The 13,653-nt window shown below is 49.2% G+C and carries 13 protein-coding genes and 3 riboswitches; of the genes, 2 read left to right on the plus strand and 11 right to left on the minus strand.

The features are described from left to right. Positions 1 to 200 precede the first annotated feature (200 nt). The 10 genes from ACY2IG_RS14955 to ACY2IG_RS15000 all read right to left on the minus strand — a co-directional run bounded on the left by ACY2IG_RS14955 (position 201) and on the right by ACY2IG_RS15000 (position 10,744). Positions 201 to 1,559 (minus strand): alanine/glycine:cation symporter family protein, encoded by a 1,359-nt coding sequence (locus ACY2IG_RS14955; protein ID WP_056064159.1) that lies wholly within the window; start codon positions 1,557 to 1,559, stop codon positions 201 to 203. A 633-nt stretch (positions 1,560 to 2,192) separates the two neighbouring features. Continuing rightward, the gene (locus ACY2IG_RS14960) at positions 2,193 to 3,014 is read right to left on the minus strand and encodes a DUF6612 family protein (RefSeq protein WP_035410693.1); all 822 of its coding nucleotides are present in this window, start codon (positions 3,012 to 3,014) and stop codon (positions 2,193 to 2,195) included. A 212-nt stretch (positions 3,015 to 3,226) separates the two neighbouring features. Beyond that, positions 3,227 to 3,685: a 6,7-dimethyl-8-ribityllumazine synthase gene (ribH, locus tag ACY2IG_RS14965; RefSeq protein ID WP_035395821.1), complete on the minus strand. Its 459-nt coding sequence runs from the start codon at positions 3,683 to 3,685 to the stop codon at positions 3,227 to 3,229. Further along, positions 3,682 to 4,872, minus strand: a complete 1,191-nt coding sequence (gene ribA / locus ACY2IG_RS14970) for a GTP cyclohydrolase II (RefSeq protein WP_290772821.1) — start codon at positions 4,870 to 4,872, stop codon at positions 3,682 to 3,684. The genes ribH and ribA overlap by 4 nt, the downstream gene beginning before the upstream one ends. Continuing rightward, complete coding sequence (ribE, locus tag ACY2IG_RS14975) at positions 4,872 to 5,498, minus strand: riboflavin synthase (protein WP_056064153.1); 627 nt, start codon at positions 5,496 to 5,498, stop codon at positions 4,872 to 4,874. Before ribE ends, ribA begins: the two co-directional genes overlap by 1 nt. Then, positions 5,483 to 6,499, minus strand: a complete 1,017-nt coding sequence (ribD, locus tag ACY2IG_RS14980; protein ID WP_462618149.1) for a bifunctional diaminohydroxyphosphoribosylaminopyrimidine deaminase/5-amino-6-(5-phosphoribosylamino)uracil reductase RibD — start codon at positions 6,497 to 6,499, stop codon at positions 5,483 to 5,485. Before ribD ends, ribE begins: the two co-directional genes overlap by 16 nt. A 182-nt stretch (positions 6,500 to 6,681) precedes the next feature. Next, positions 6,682 to 6,826: riboswitch (FMN riboswitch) on the minus strand. Positions 6,827 to 7,009: 183 nt separating this feature from the next. Continuing rightward, complete coding sequence (locus tag ACY2IG_RS14985; protein WP_313489972.1) at positions 7,010 to 8,215, minus strand: M20 family metallopeptidase; 1,206 nt, start codon at positions 8,213 to 8,215, stop codon at positions 7,010 to 7,012. 22 nt (positions 8,216 to 8,237) lie between these two features. Then, a complete protein-coding gene (locus ACY2IG_RS14990; protein WP_035410708.1) occupies positions 8,238 to 9,056 on the minus strand; it encodes a MetQ/NlpA family ABC transporter substrate-binding protein in 819 nt (272 codons plus the stop codon). A 19-nt stretch (positions 9,057 to 9,075) separates the two neighbouring features. Further along, complete coding sequence (locus ACY2IG_RS14995; protein ID WP_023469541.1) at positions 9,076 to 9,726, minus strand: methionine ABC transporter permease; 651 nt, start codon at positions 9,724 to 9,726, stop codon at positions 9,076 to 9,078. Further along, positions 9,716 to 10,744 carry a methionine ABC transporter ATP-binding protein gene (locus ACY2IG_RS15000; RefSeq protein WP_462618150.1) on the minus strand — a complete coding sequence of 343 codons (1,029 nt, stop codon included), beginning with the start codon at positions 10,742 to 10,744 and terminating at the stop codon, positions 9,716 to 9,718. The genes ACY2IG_RS14995 and ACY2IG_RS15000 overlap by 11 nt, the downstream gene beginning before the upstream one ends. An 86-nt stretch (positions 10,745 to 10,830) precedes the next feature. Beyond that, a riboswitch (SAM riboswitch) is annotated at positions 10,831 to 10,934 on the minus strand. 249 nt (positions 10,935 to 11,183) lie between these two features. Beyond that, a riboswitch (SAM riboswitch) is annotated at positions 11,184 to 11,285 on the plus strand. Positions 11,286 to 11,352: 67 nt separating this feature from the next. On the opposite strand from ACY2IG_RS15000, the gene ACY2IG_RS15005 reads away from it, so the two are divergent. Then, positions 11,353 to 12,111, plus strand: coding sequence for an alpha/beta hydrolase (locus tag ACY2IG_RS15005; protein ID WP_462618151.1), 759 nt, complete (start codon positions 11,353 to 11,355; stop codon positions 12,109 to 12,111). Between the two features lie 83 nt (positions 12,112 to 12,194). Here the strand turns inward: ACY2IG_RS15005 and ACY2IG_RS15010 are convergent, their stop codons facing one another. After that, a complete protein-coding gene (locus ACY2IG_RS15010; protein ID WP_462618726.1) occupies positions 12,195 to 12,809 on the minus strand; it encodes a thymidine kinase in 615 nt (204 codons plus the stop codon). A gap of 183 nt (positions 12,810 to 12,992) precedes the next feature. On the opposite strand from ACY2IG_RS15010, the gene ACY2IG_RS15015 reads away from it, so the two are divergent. Next, entirely contained in the window at positions 12,993 to 13,643 is a 651-nt protein-coding gene (locus ACY2IG_RS15015; RefSeq protein ID WP_462618152.1) for a DedA family protein, read from the plus strand. Positions 13,644 to 13,653: the final 10 nt, after the last annotated feature.

The raw sequence follows: 13,653 nt of genomic DNA on the forward strand, positions 1-13,653 counted from the left end.
GGTTTCCAAGGGATACCCTAGAAACCAATCTTCTCTTTTGTTGAATAGATATAGAATGTGAATGCCCATTCCTCGACTCCTACAGGAAAAGAAAGCATGGTACATGCTTTTGTCAGGGAAAGCGAGGGTGGCAGAGTCATTCGTTTTCAAAAATGATTTTTAAGCACTAGTTCCTTCCGAGTCTTTCATTTTCGCATGTTCTACGAAACTTTCCGATTCGCTTCTTCTCGTCTCAACTGTTCGCGGAACAGTCGTGTCTCAGCAATGACGACACCGGACAATCCAATCAAACCGATTAAGTTCGGAATCGCCATCAATCCATTAAAGACATCGGAAATCGCCCAGACCATGTTCAAGTTCGTCGTCATCGCACCCGCTCCGGCGACTAAGACGAACAGGATACGGTATGGGAGGATCGATTTTTGACCGAATAGATAATAGATTGATTTTTCGCCATAATACGACCAGCCAAGAACAGTCGAATAAGCAAACATGACGAGTCCAATCGTGACGATGTATTTTCCGGCAGGACCGAGGAAGACCTCGAAGCTTGCTGTCGTCAATTCAACGCCTTGTAACTTCGTATCAAGTTGTCCTCCCATGACGAGCGTCAAACCTGTGATCGAACAGACGACCAATGTATCTAAAAACACCTGCGTCATCGAAACGAGCGCTTGACGTCCTGGGAAGTCCGTTTTCGCTGCAGCGGCTGCAATCGGTGCTGAACCAAGCCCCGCTTCATTTGAGAAGACACCACGCGCGACACCATAACGAATCGCCGCCCCGATCGCGCCACCCGTAATTGCTTCGCTTGAGAACGTGCTGCTGAAGATCGTCGAAATCGCACCTGGAATCAAGTCATAGTTCATGACGAGAATCAGTAATCCACTTCCAACATAGAAGAAAATCATAAACGGAACAAACAAACTGACAACTTTACCGATTGATTTGACCCCACCAAGAATGACGACGCCTGTCAGTACCATCAATACGATCCCCGTCACGTAAAGTGGCACATCGAACGTTGATTTCATCGCGAGGGCGACCGAATTCGTCTGGACCCCGTTCCCGATCCCGAACGCAGCGATTGAAGCGAATGCGGCAAACAAGACACCCAGCCATTTCTGCTTCAGCCCACGCTCGAGATAATACATTGGCCCCCCTGCCATCTGTCCATTTTCATCAACGACACGGTACTTGACGGCAAGGATTGCTTCCGCATACTTCGTCGCCATCCCGAATAGACCGGACAACCACATCCAAACGATCGCACCCGGTCCGCCGAGGACGACGGCGGTTGCGACACCAACGATATTCCCCGTACCGACGGTCGCAGCCAGTGCCGTCATCAATGCTTGAAAGTGACTGATGTCGCCTTCCGACTTATCGTCCTGATGCTTTGAAAACGCGAGCTTCAGCGCATACGGTAGTTTGGTAATTTGAATGAATCCTAAGCGAATCGTCAAGTAAATCCCCGTACCGACCAACAGAATAAGTAACGGTGGTCCCCAAACAAGATTGGACACCGTACTGATCCAGTCACTAAATGAATTTCCCATTCGTGTTACCTCCCTTTATGAAATATGTAGTTCTTTACCATTTTTTCAGAATTTACTGATAATTGTCAAACTATTTTTTTATGAAACTATTTTGATACTTATTCATTTCAATAATATGAAGGAGATAGTCGTGATTCATACTTCACCGTCTCGGAACAACTGACGAAATCGTGAAATTTAATAATCAATAGGCTAAGAATAACGGAGCAACGATCACGGATACCGTTAACACAGCACACATCCTCCTGTTCACTACGATCGTTGTCATTGGAGTGTTCAGTGTAATCTTTATTATCTTGATTTTATAATCGATCTTCGGTCCTCTTCGCCAACTGCAGGCAAAACCTACGAACTTGCCACTCAAGACGATCGAACATTTGAATGCCGCGTCCGGTGGGGTGCTGTCCTTCATCGATACGAAAGTCGTCAATGACAATGATTTATTCGAAGCTATCTCGATTCAATACTAGGATGACGCTCAAGCATTCCGCGATATGCACGAACAGATTTCCGTCAGTCAAAAACAGACGGAAGCACTAAAAGAAGTTCTTCGTCAGTTCCAAGTCTCAAAAAAGTCCCCTCATCTTCATGGAAGAGAGGGGACTTCGATGTTTATTGTGCTGCATTCGATGTTTATTGTGCTGCACCTGTGAGCGGTTGTGCATCTTTTGCTTCCGCAGGTAATTTGATTTCGCTGATCTCATTGAATTTTGAGAACGTCGACTCGTTCTTCATATTGAACTCGGTATCTTTTTCAATCGCAAACACCATGTCCATATCGAGTGATTTCGGATAGAATGTTTTCGCATCATACGTCATCGTGTAATTCATTTTCTTGTAATCGATGCTGTCCATCGCATCTTTCATCTGTGCCATCTGTCCTGTCTGCTCGAGCGAATCCTTCATGAATGCTTTGAGGTCGTCCCCTTTTAGTTTGACGTCGATTTGATAAACGTCACCCTCTTTTTTGGCGGTCCAGTTGTCTTTGTACTTTTTCAGTAGCTTGAGATTTTGATCCGTCGATGCCGATGACTCCATCGCCTCAACCATATCACCTAGCTCCGAGACATCTTGAACGAGCCATTGTCCGTTTTGCGATAGATACATCTTATCGTCGACGATATAGCTCTCGATCGACATGTCCTTACCGTCCTGTGGATTTTTCATCGTCATCGTCTGATGCATCGTAAGCGGCTTCTGGATGATATCGGCTGATACCTTCTGATCTACTGCCATCTCACCTGCTTTTGAATTGACTGTCCCCTCCATGTGGAACGATTTAATATCTTTTTGAGCGGCTGTCGCTTTATTCAGTAATTCCGTATTCGAGAGTTCCCCCGACTTCGTCGAACCAGACCCACTGCCACTACCCGAATCCGTCTGCCCATCTTGACATCCAGCTAGTCCAATCGATGCTGCGACGATCCCAGCTGCTACCCACCTTGTTTTCTTCATATTCATTTCCTCCTTTATACGCGTTACCCTGATTTACGAAAAACATTGGAAAATGTTTCAAAGTTTCTTTATTACCTCATTACCGTTCTTCTTCAAAACAAATCCTCATATTTCAAATCTACTATTCTTTTTTTGAAATTTGATTTATCACCTGCAAAATGTCCACAAAAAAATAGGATGACGGAAACTTCCGTCACCCTATCCTTATTTCGTTAGATCGTGCGTAAAAGATTTGCCATCTCAATCGCGGAAACGGCAGCTTCGTAGCCTTTATTTCCAGCTTTCGTACCGGCACGTTCGACCGCTTGCTCGATCGAATCTGTCGTCAGGACACCGAAGATGATGGGTACGCCTGTATCACGCGACGCACTCGCGACACCTTTCGCGACTTCGTTACAGACATAGTCATAGTGTGATGTTGCTCCGCGGATGACGGCACCCAGTGTGATGACCGCATCATACTTACCGCTTTTCGCTAACTTTTCCGCAACGAGTGGAATTTCAAATGCTCCAGGAACCCACGCCGTATCGACAGCATCCGCCGCAACACCGTGACGACGGAACGCGTCGTTTGCTCCTCCGACGAGTTTTGATGTGATCAATTCATTAAAACGTGCTGCGACGATTGCGACGCGTAGTCCTTCTCCTGTTAAGAAACCTTCGTAAATCATGATGTGTGTCCTCCTTGGATATCGAGCCAGTGCCCGAGTTTCGTTTGTTTTGTTTTCAGATAACGCTGATTTTCCGGTTCAACGGGTACTTGATGGGGAACACGTTCGATGACTTCAATCCCCTCTTGCTCGAGCACCCGTTGTTTGTCTGGATTGTTCGTCATCAAGCGAATCTTCGTCACGCCAAGATCACGCAACATGTTGGCCGCGACCGTATAATCACGCATGTCTGTCGGATAACCGAGTGCATGGTTCGCTTCGACTGTATCGAGTCCTTGTTCCTGCAACTCGTACGCTTTCAACTTCGCCATCAGACCGATGCCGCGTCCTTCCTGACGTAGATACAAGACGGCTCCACCTTCTCGTTCGATTCGCTCAAGTGCCGAATCGAGTTGTGGACCACAATCGCAACGTTTCGAACCGAAGACATCCCCTGTCAGACATTCCGAGTGCAGACGGACGAGCATCCCATCGTGCGCTTCACCGGATAAGACGGCGACATGTTCTTTCTTATCTTGCGTCGTATAGCCGACCATCCGGAAAGCTCCGAATGTCGTCGGAAGCAACACTTCCGCTTCCCGCGTCAATGGACGCTCGAGATACGCGACGAGTGCCTCGATCGTGATCAGTTTTAAGTCGTGTTCTTCCTTATAGAGAAGCAAATCATCCACCCGTGCCATCGTGCCATCTTCCTTGATGATTTCACAAATGACGGCAATCTCATCGCTACCGGCAAGACGGGCAAGGTCAACACCTGCTTCCGTATGTCCGCGTCGTTCCCGAACACCGCCCTCTTTTGCGATCAACGGGAAGATGTGACCCGGTCGTTTGAAGCGCTCCGGTCCATCCGTCAGCATCCGCTGGATCGTTAGCGAACGCTCTTCGGCACTGATGCCGGTCTTCGCTTCTTCATGATCAATGCTGAGCGTGAATGCCGTACCGTGCGGGTCCGTATTATTGTCCGTCATCGGCGAGAGATGTAATCGCTCTGCCACATATGGACTAACCGGAACACAGACGAGTCCTTTTCCATACGTAATCATGAAGTTGATGTTTTCTGGTGTCGCGTGTTCTGCGAGCATGACGAGATCGCCCTCATTCTCACGATCCTCGTCATCACAGACGATGATCGGTCGTCCGTTCTTCAAATCTTCTATCGCGTCTTCAATCAAGTCGAATCCGTTCATTACATGTCGCCTCCTAAGAATGCTGCCCAGTCCGTCTGTTTCTCATGTTGCGTGAAATGATAGAGATGTTTCGCCATCATGTCACACTCAATATTGACGACTGCGCCGCTTGCCAATCGATCAAACGTCGTCACTTGACGGGAATGCGGAATCAATGAAATCGAGATCGTTTCCGAGGTGACGCGTTGCAAGGTCAGGCTCGTGCCGTTGATCGCGATTGATCCTTTTGGAATGCAATACTTTTGCCACGATCCGACATCAAACGTATACACCATCGCTTCTCCGTCCGGTCGCCGACTGATTAGTCGTGCCGTCCCGTCGATGTGCCCACTGACGAAATGTCCACCGAACCGACCGTCTGCCGGCATCGCCCGTTCGAGTTGCAACGGGTTTCCGACCCGGTACGTGCCGAGTGCTGTCGAACGAATCGTGTCATGGACAGCATCCGCCGTAAAACCGGTTGGGCTCATTGACGTGACCGTCAAACAAATCCCGTCGACGGCGATGCTGTCACCAATCTTCGTTCCTTCGAGCACCCGGTGCGCTTCAATTTCAAGTGCTAATCCATTCGGTCGCGGAATCTTTCGTTTTAAGGTCCCGACTTCCTCAATCAATCCGGTGAACATATCGTCTCCTCCTTTCGGATGTACGTCAGATGGAGATCCGGTCCGACCGTTTCAACCTGATCGATTTGAAAACGTTCTTCGATATCATGTCGTCCGTTCCAGGCAGTCCCTTCAAAAATCGACGGGGCTTGGTAGACTTCAATCCGATCGACGAGATCTGCTTCAAAGAATGCGGCTTGAATCGTCGGTCCACCTTCAATTAAAACGCTGCGGATGTCTTGTTCGTATAAGCGTTTAAGAATCGCTTCCGGCGTCTCATATTCACCGACGAGCACCGTCACTTGATCATGACTTATCCGAGGAACACTCGTCAGCCAGTACGTTGGATTTTTTCCATCGCAAAAGACTTGCGCGGTCTCTGGCACCCGACCACGGCGATCGACGATTACTCGAATCGGCTCGATACCTGACACTGCGCGTAAAGTCAGTGCTGGATCATCGACGAGCACCGTTTCACTTCCGACGAGGATCGCATCATGGCGACCACGCAGGGCGCGACCATTCGCGCGTGCTTCTTCTGACGTGATCCAGCGCTGTTCCCCCGTTGCCGCGATCCCGTTCATCGTCTGAGCGATTTTGACGGTCACGGTCGGACGTTTCCGTTCGATCGTTTTCCAAAATGTCTCGTAGAGGACTTCCGCTTCATGCCGTAACAAGCCGACTTCGACTTCGATTCCCGCGTCTTGAAGCCGTTTGATCCCTGAACCAGCGACAATCGCATGTTTGTCTTCCGTTGCGACGAAAACCCGTTTGATCCCGGCTTGTAGAATCGCTTCCGTACATGGTGGTGTCTTACCATGATGGTTGCATGGCTCAAGCGTCACGTAGAGATCAGCACCACGGGCGGCCTCTCCTGCCATTCGCAAGGCTTCGACTTCCGCGTGCGGACCACCGGCAAACCGGTGCGCACCAAAACCGATGATGCGTCCTTGTTTGACGATGACACAGCCGACACTTGGATTCGGACTTGTTTGTCCGTTTAACATATGTGCTAATTGCATGGCATAACTCATCATCTGTGACATCGCGTTCACTCCTTTCAAATAAAAAAGACGCCCCTTGAAAAAAGGGCGTCTGTATAGAAGGGTTCACGAAATACACGGTTCGCCTTCTGCTTTTTCGCATGCAGAAAGAGACCATCTCCTGAAAACATTTTTTCAGAAAACAGCTTGAATCGCGTCGTTTCGTTCTTCTCCCATCCGGACTTTACCGTCGGCCCTGGAATCTCACCAAGTCAGCCATGATGCGTACATCACGGGTCGCGGGCTCGTCGATCGATCGATCGCATCACCGCCGGTTGGGATTTTCACCCTACCCCGAAGAACTGGATTATTGAGTTATACAACTTTAGCCTAGCATATCTTTTTCAAGAAAACAAAGCGCAAATGTTTCGGTATTGGCTCTTTTATGATTTCGTTCCACTTCTGTTACCCCTCCCCAATTCGTGATCTATTGGATACTAAAAATGACTGGAGCACCTGATATCAGTGCGTCCAGTCATTGTGTTCCGGTTACAAATACCCGTTCTTCCGGTCGTGGAATTCTTGGGCAATCGCTCCGCGTGTCCGTTCATCAGCGAGGACGCGAAGTGCTGTCCGTGCGAGGATTTTAGCGCCTGCGATCAACGCTTCATCCCCCGCTTCTGAACGGGCGGCTTCTTTGAATGCTTCTGTATGCGCGACGAGATCGTCCGGACCAATCTTGATATACGGATGGATTGTCGGGATGACTTGACTGATGTTACCCGCGTCCGTCGATCCAAGACCCGGTCGTTCGTCGAGGTGCACGATTTGCCCAAGCGCCTCTGCTTCTTCTTGGAAGAGACGATCAAACGTCCGGTTGAAGACGAGATTGTCGACTTCATTTTGGAAAGCGATGACGTCAAGCGTCGCCCCGGTCGCAAGTGCCGCACCTTGCGCGACCGCTTTGACTTTCTCCGTGACGGCATTCAGCCGTTCCCGTGTCGTCGCCCGAATGAAGAAACGTGCTTTTGCGTATTCCGGAATGATGTTCGGCGCATCGCCACCATGCGTGATGATCCCGTGGATCCGGACATCGTCCGGTAACTGCTGACGTAAGGCGTTGATCCCATTGAAGAGCTGAATGACAGCGTCGAGAGCGTTGATACCTTCTTCCGGTGTCGCCGCTGCGTGCGCGGGACGACCCGTAAAGGCAAAATCGAGCGGATCGACCGCAAGAGAGGATCCCGTGATCCGCGTTTGTCCGGACGGATGGACCATCAAGGCCGCATCGATTCCTTCAAGCAACTGGTGTTTGACGAAACTGCCTTTCGCACTTCCGTTCGGCCCACCTTCTTCGGCTGGCGTTCCAAGCACGACGACACTCCCACCGACTTCATCAAGCACTTTGCTGACCGCGATCGCCGCTGCGACACTCGTCGTTCCGATGATATTATGACCGCATGCGTGTCCGATGCCCGGCAACGCATCGTACTCAGCGAGAAAGGCAATTGTCGCGCCAGGTCGGTCGCTTGACTTCTTCGCGAAGAACGCGGTCTCGTGCCCTGCGACGCCGAGTTCTACTGTAAAGCCTTCTGCCGTCAAACGCTCTGCATGTAGCCGCGAAGCAAAGAATTCCTCGTTACCGATTTCCGGCGTCGCATGAATCCGGTGGCTCGTCTCAAGATACGATTCCCGTTTTTGTTCGATGTCCTGTTCAATCGTCTCTACCCATGTCGTGCGTACTGGTGTCGTCATGCTATCCACTCTCCTTTAGAATTTATTCGCCGATGTCGCTTAGTGGAACGAACGTCGGGATCGAGCTACCTTTATATTCTTTTTTGATGAAAGCCGCGACATCTTTTTGTTGGTAAAGCGACGCGATCTTTTTCAGTTCTTTTTTGTTCTTGTCTTCCGTCCGTGTCGCGATGATGTTGATGTATGGTTTTGCTGTCTCGTTCTCATGGACGATCGAGTCCTTGATCGGATTTAGTCCTGCGTCAACAGCAATACCGTTATTGATGATCGATGCAGCGACGTCCGGTAAGACGCGTGGCGTTTGTCCAGCGACGATCGGAACGATTTTCAGTTTCTTCGGATTTTCAACGATCTTATCGACCGATCCATTGCCGTCGAAGTCGTCCGGTAATTTGATCAAACCTGCTTCTTGTAGTAACAAGAAGGCACGTCCCATGTTCGTCGCTTCGTTCGGAACAGCGATTTTGCCACCGACTGGAATATCTTTGACGTCCTTATATTTATCTGAGTAAATGCCCATCGGTGCAATGACGGTCGTCGCAATCGGTGACAGCTTCAACTTATGTTCCTTCTTGAAGGCGTTGAAGTAGGAAATCGTCTGGAAGGCATTGGCGTCGATCTCACCCTCAGCCAGTGCCATGTTCGGCTGGACATAATCGGAGAACTTGACGAGCTCGATTTTGATGCCCTCCTTTTCCGCTTTTTTCGCGACGTAATCCCATACTTGAGTGTCTGAACCGCTGACCCCGAGCTTGATCGTCTTTTCTTCTTCTCCTGATGCTGAGCACCCGGCAAATAAAATCGTCGTTAATGTTGCTCCAATCGCTACTGCTTTTTTCATGGCTGAATCGCTCCCTTGATTAATGTCTTCTGATTTTTCGTGCGACGATGTTGCCTGTCGTCTGTAAGCCTTGGACTAAGATAACGAGAATCCCGACCGTGATGATCATGACTTTCGTGTCGAACCGTTGATAACCGTACGTAATTGCTAAGTCACCCAAACCGCCACCACCGATGGCGCCTGCCATCGCCGACGCCCCGATCAAGCCGACTGTTGCAATCGTTAAATTAAGGATTAGTGAACCGAGTGCTTCCGGCAGAAGGAAGCGGAAAATCGTTTGGAATGGCGTCGCCCCCATCGCTTCTGCTGCCTCAAGGACGCCTTTATCGACTTCAAGTAACGAGCTCTCGATCAGACGCGCCATGTACGGTGCGGCGTAAAAGACGAGCGGGACGATGGCGGCTTCGGTTCCGATCGACGTCTGGACGATCAACCGTGTCAACGGGATGATCGCAACAAGTAAGATGATGAACGGAATTGAACGGAAGATATTGACGATACTGTTGAAGAATGTGAACAGCGGGACGTTCTCGAGCAATGCCCCTTTCCGGGTGACGACGAGCAGGATGCCGAGTGGTAAACCGATCAAAGTCGAAAATAATAACGACACTGACACCATCGTCATCGTCTGCAAAAATGCTGTCCAGATATCACTGTAGTTAACTAGCATCAGCAAGCACCTCCTCGACGGTCACCTGTGCCTGATCGATGTACTGTAAGGCCCGTTTTACTTCGATTGTTTCACCGATCAGTTCAACAAGTAATGTACCGAACGGTGTTTCCTGTAACTCCGTGATGCTACCGTGCAGGATGTTGACATCGACGTCGAAGCGTTTTGCGACTTGCGATAAGAGTGGTTGCCCGGTGTGATGTCCGAGAAAATGAATCTTATAGATCGGATGCGCATTCCGTGACTCGATCAACTGACGAATTGATGCCGGAATTTCATCATGCATGACGGAGCGGACGAAGTTTTTCGCTGTCTCGGTCTGCGGATTCGAAAAGACATCAAAGACTGTTCCTGACTCGATCAGCTTCCCAGCTTCGATGACGGCGACCCGGTCACAAATCTCCCGGATGACGCCCATCTCATGGGTGATCAAGAGAATGGTGATCCCGTATTCCGCATTGATGCGTTTTAATAACTGGAGAATATGATGTGTCGTCTGAGGATCGAGTGCTGACGTCGCTTCGTCACATAAGAGCACGGATGGTTGCGTCGCTAGTGCCCGGGCGATGCCGACACGTTGCTTTTGTCCGCCGGATAATTGATCCGGGTAATGATCCGCCTTGTCCGCGAGATCGACGAATTCGAGTAATTCCGTCACCCGGCGACGAATCTCGTCTTTCTTGATACCTGCGAGAACGAGTGGTTTCGCAACGTTCGTAAAGACCGTGTTTGCATTCAATAGATTGAAGTGTTGAAAGATCATCCCGATCCGCTGTTTCGCTTGGCGTAATTTTTTTGGTGATAGTTGTGTTAAATCCTCCCCGTCGACCGTCACTGTTCCTGACGTCGGTCGTTCTAACAGGTTGACGCAGCGGAGCAATGAACTTTTCCCGGCACCGCTAAAGCCGATGACACCGAAGATTTCGCCTTTCTCGATCGTCAGGTCGACACCGTCGAGTGCTGCGATCGTCTGATCCTTCGTGACGTACGTTTTTTTGACTTGATGAAATGCAATCATTCCGTTTTCCCCCTTCATTCAACAAAAAAGGTCCCTTCTTGAGAAACAAGAAGAGACCTGGATCCGCACAGTGGCAGAATCCACTCCACTCATCTCTCAGACATCTGTCTGATGGAATTGGCACAGTGCTCATAATGAGTCTGTTGCCGAGGTTTCGTAGGGCCAGTCCCTCCACCTCTCTGGATAAGTATTGCGGTATGAAATTCGTATGTGTGTTGTTGCGTTGTTGCTTATGTCGTAAAACTAATTTTTACATTACGGGTCGAACCTTTAAAAGTCAACCAACTTTGCAAAAATAATCCATTTGGCGCATATCGATTGAGTCATAAGTTATGAGTTAGCTGAAAGAACAAATCACGATTCGTCCAGAACGATTTGACAAGGCATTTTCGGTCGTGCTACCATCGTTTCAATGATTAATCCGACAATTCCAATATGATATTTATCAAGAGTGAACGAGAGACCTGGCTCTATGACTTCACGGCAACCTGCAATCTGTAAGGTGCTCCGACCAGCAAAGCGCGGCTTTGGATGATACGGTGAAAAACTCGTGGGCGTCCAAGCAATGACGTTGACGAGTTTTTTTCACGAATGGAGGAAAAATAGTAATGATGAACTATCCTGTATTGACTGGTGCTGAAGCATTTTATCTTCAAGGTGGACCGATCGGCATTTTAATCTGTCATGGTTTTAATGCGACCCCGCAAAGTGTTCGGGATGTCGGTGAGGCATTTGCTGCTAAAGGATTCACTGTCTATGCTCCACGTTTGCGTGGTCACGGGACGAACGTCCGTGAGTTCGAACAATCGACTGCTCGATGTTGGAAGCAGAGCCTGCAAGACGGCTATGCACGTTTACAAGAAACATGCGATCAAGTCTTCGTCATCGGTCAATCAATGGGCGCGACGCTCGCACTATCGCTCGCCGCTGACGGGATTCCATTTTCAGGCATCATTACGATCAATGCCGCTCTCTCCGTTCCGTCTTATGAAGCACTGTCGTTTGAAGATGGTCCACAATACCTACCTGAAGGGGCACCGGATATCAAACGGTCTGCTTTCGAAATCATCTATGACCTCGTTCCGAGTCGTTGTGCATTCGAACTCGTCCGCTTGATGGATGAGACGAAAGGACGCCTTGGATCAATCCTTCTACCGACATTGATTCTTTACTCGGCGACCGATCACGTCGTTCCGCCGTCGAGCTCGGATTATCTGCATCAGCATATCGGGACGAATGATAAACGAAGCTACTGTCTCCTCAACTCGTACCACGTCGCGACCCTCGATCATGATCAGGATTTGATCGTGCGTGAGACGATTCGTTTCATCGAACGCTCGAGCCGTTTCTCACAAGAAACGGGATAATAAAAAAAACAGCTATTCGTCTTCACTTAGAAGCGAACAGCTGTTACATCAAAGGACGACCATCATCGGTTCGTCTTTTTTGTTTATCCTTTTTGGTGTTGCATCGTTTGGAGCGGCTTCGGCTTTCCTGGCACTTCATGGCAGTGGCGGCACCGTGGCTCATACGATTCTGAAGCGCCGACTAAAATGATCGGATCATCATAGTTCGCTGGTTTTCCATCAATCAAACGTTGTGTCCGGGAAGCCGGATCGCCACATGAGAGACAGATCGCCTGAAGTTTTGTCACAAATTCTGCGCGCGCCAGTAATTCCGGCATCTTGCCAAATGGCTCTGCCCGGAAATCCTGATCGAGTCCTGCACAAATGACGCGTTTTCCGTCTTGCGCAAGTGCTTCGATGACTTGAACGATCTCATCATCAAAGAATTGAACTTCATCAATTCCGACAATTTGTGTTTCTTGCGCTACTGCTGCATAGAGATCACGACTCGTCGCCATTGGAATCGCCACGACGGAATTTCCGATGTGAGAGACGACATGCTCTTCATGGTACCGGTCATCGATTGCCGGCTTGAATACTTGAACGGGCAGTTTGCCGTACTGTGCCCGTCTGACACGACGAATCAACTCTTCCGATTTCCCGGAAAACATACTGCCACAAATTACTTCGATCCAGCCGTACTGATTTATTACATGCATCATCGTCCGACACCGTCCTCTAAAAATAGTCACTTTAACGAGTATAGCTCGAAACGGTATTGAGAAAAAGGGTTGACTTCCGGAAATCAAAATTCATTTTTTCTTTACCTAGAATTTTTGTCCTTTCATTCCAACCTTCATCCATTTCCTGTACACTAAAGAAGAAGATTCTCGCGAAAGAAGGTGTCCCCGATTCATCATCTCTTACATGACATTCTGCACCAATATGGCGCCCTTGGTCTTTCCGTCCTTCTCGCAGGTGGTATCGTGGGATTGCCGGTTCCTGATGAGACCTTGCTCGTCCTGTCCGGTTTTTGGATGCATCAAGGCAATCTACCGCTGTTCGGTACGATTCTTGCCGCTTACGCTGGCAGTTGCATTGGAATGACGATTAGCTACGTGCTGGGCTTAAAACTCGGCATGCCCCTGTTGCATCGCGTCGGACCAAAGATGCGCATCTCAGAAAAACACATTCTCTCCGCTGAAGCCGGATTTCGTCGTTACGGCAAATCGGTCTTGATCATCGGTTACTACATACCTGGTCTTCGCCAACTCTCTGCCTTTTTTGCAGGTGTTTCAAAAATGCCGTTTCGCATTTTTGCGAGTTACGCGTATACAGGTGCTTTGATTTGGGTCAGTGTGTTCTTGGGCGCCGGCTACTTTGTTGGTCGTCATATCTCGTTCCATAAAATCGTCGACTACATCTTGGCACATCCAGATGCTATGCCGTACTTGATCGGGATCGTCGGCGGGATTGCTTTCTCGTTCGTCTTAAAGACGTACCTTACGTACCGTTCGCAATTCAGTCTATACAAAAACAGCCTGCTTCCGTAATGGAGGCAGG

The organism is Exiguobacterium sp. EF_C8, assembly GCF_054956715.1.

Coding starts and splice junctions, on each gene's coding strand:
- ACY2IG_RS14955 (WP_056064159.1), bottom strand. CDS start 1,559: ATGGGAAATTCATTTAGTGACTGGATCAGTACGGTGTCCAATCTTGTT.
- ACY2IG_RS14995 (WP_023469541.1), bottom strand. CDS start 9,726: ATGCTAGTTAACTACAGTGATATCTGGACAGCATTTTTGCAGACGATG.
- ribE (WP_056064153.1), bottom strand. CDS start 5,498: ATGTTCACCGGATTGATTGAGGAAGTCGGGACCTTAAAACGAAAGATT.
- ACY2IG_RS15000 (WP_462618150.1), bottom strand. CDS start 10,744: ATGATTGCATTTCATCAAGTCAAAAAAACGTACGTCACGAAGGATCAG.
- ACY2IG_RS14990 (WP_035410708.1), bottom strand. CDS start 9,056: ATGAAAAAAGCAGTAGCGATTGGAGCAACATTAACGACGATTTTATTT.
- ribH (WP_035395821.1), bottom strand. CDS start 3,685: ATGATTTACGAAGGTTTCTTAACAGGAGAAGGACTACGCGTCGCAATC.
- ribD (WP_462618149.1), bottom strand. CDS start 6,499: ATGCAATTAGCACATATGTTAAACGGACAAACAAGTCCGAATCCAAGT.
- ACY2IG_RS14960 (WP_035410693.1), bottom strand. CDS start 3,014: ATGAAGAAAACAAGGTGGGTAGCAGCTGGGATCGTCGCAGCATCGATT.
- ACY2IG_RS15005 (WP_462618151.1), top strand. CDS start 11,353: ATGATGAACTATCCTGTATTGACTGGTGCTGAAGCATTTTATCTTCAA.
- ACY2IG_RS15010 (WP_462618726.1), bottom strand. CDS start 12,809: ATGCATGTAATAAATCAGTACGGCTGGATCGAAGTAATTTGTGGCAGT.
- ribA (WP_290772821.1), bottom strand. CDS start 4,872: ATGAACGGATTCGACTTGATTGAAGACGCGATAGAAGATTTGAAGAAC.
- ACY2IG_RS14985 (WP_313489972.1), bottom strand. CDS start 8,215: ATGACGACACCAGTACGCACGACATGGGTAGAGACGATTGAACAGGAC.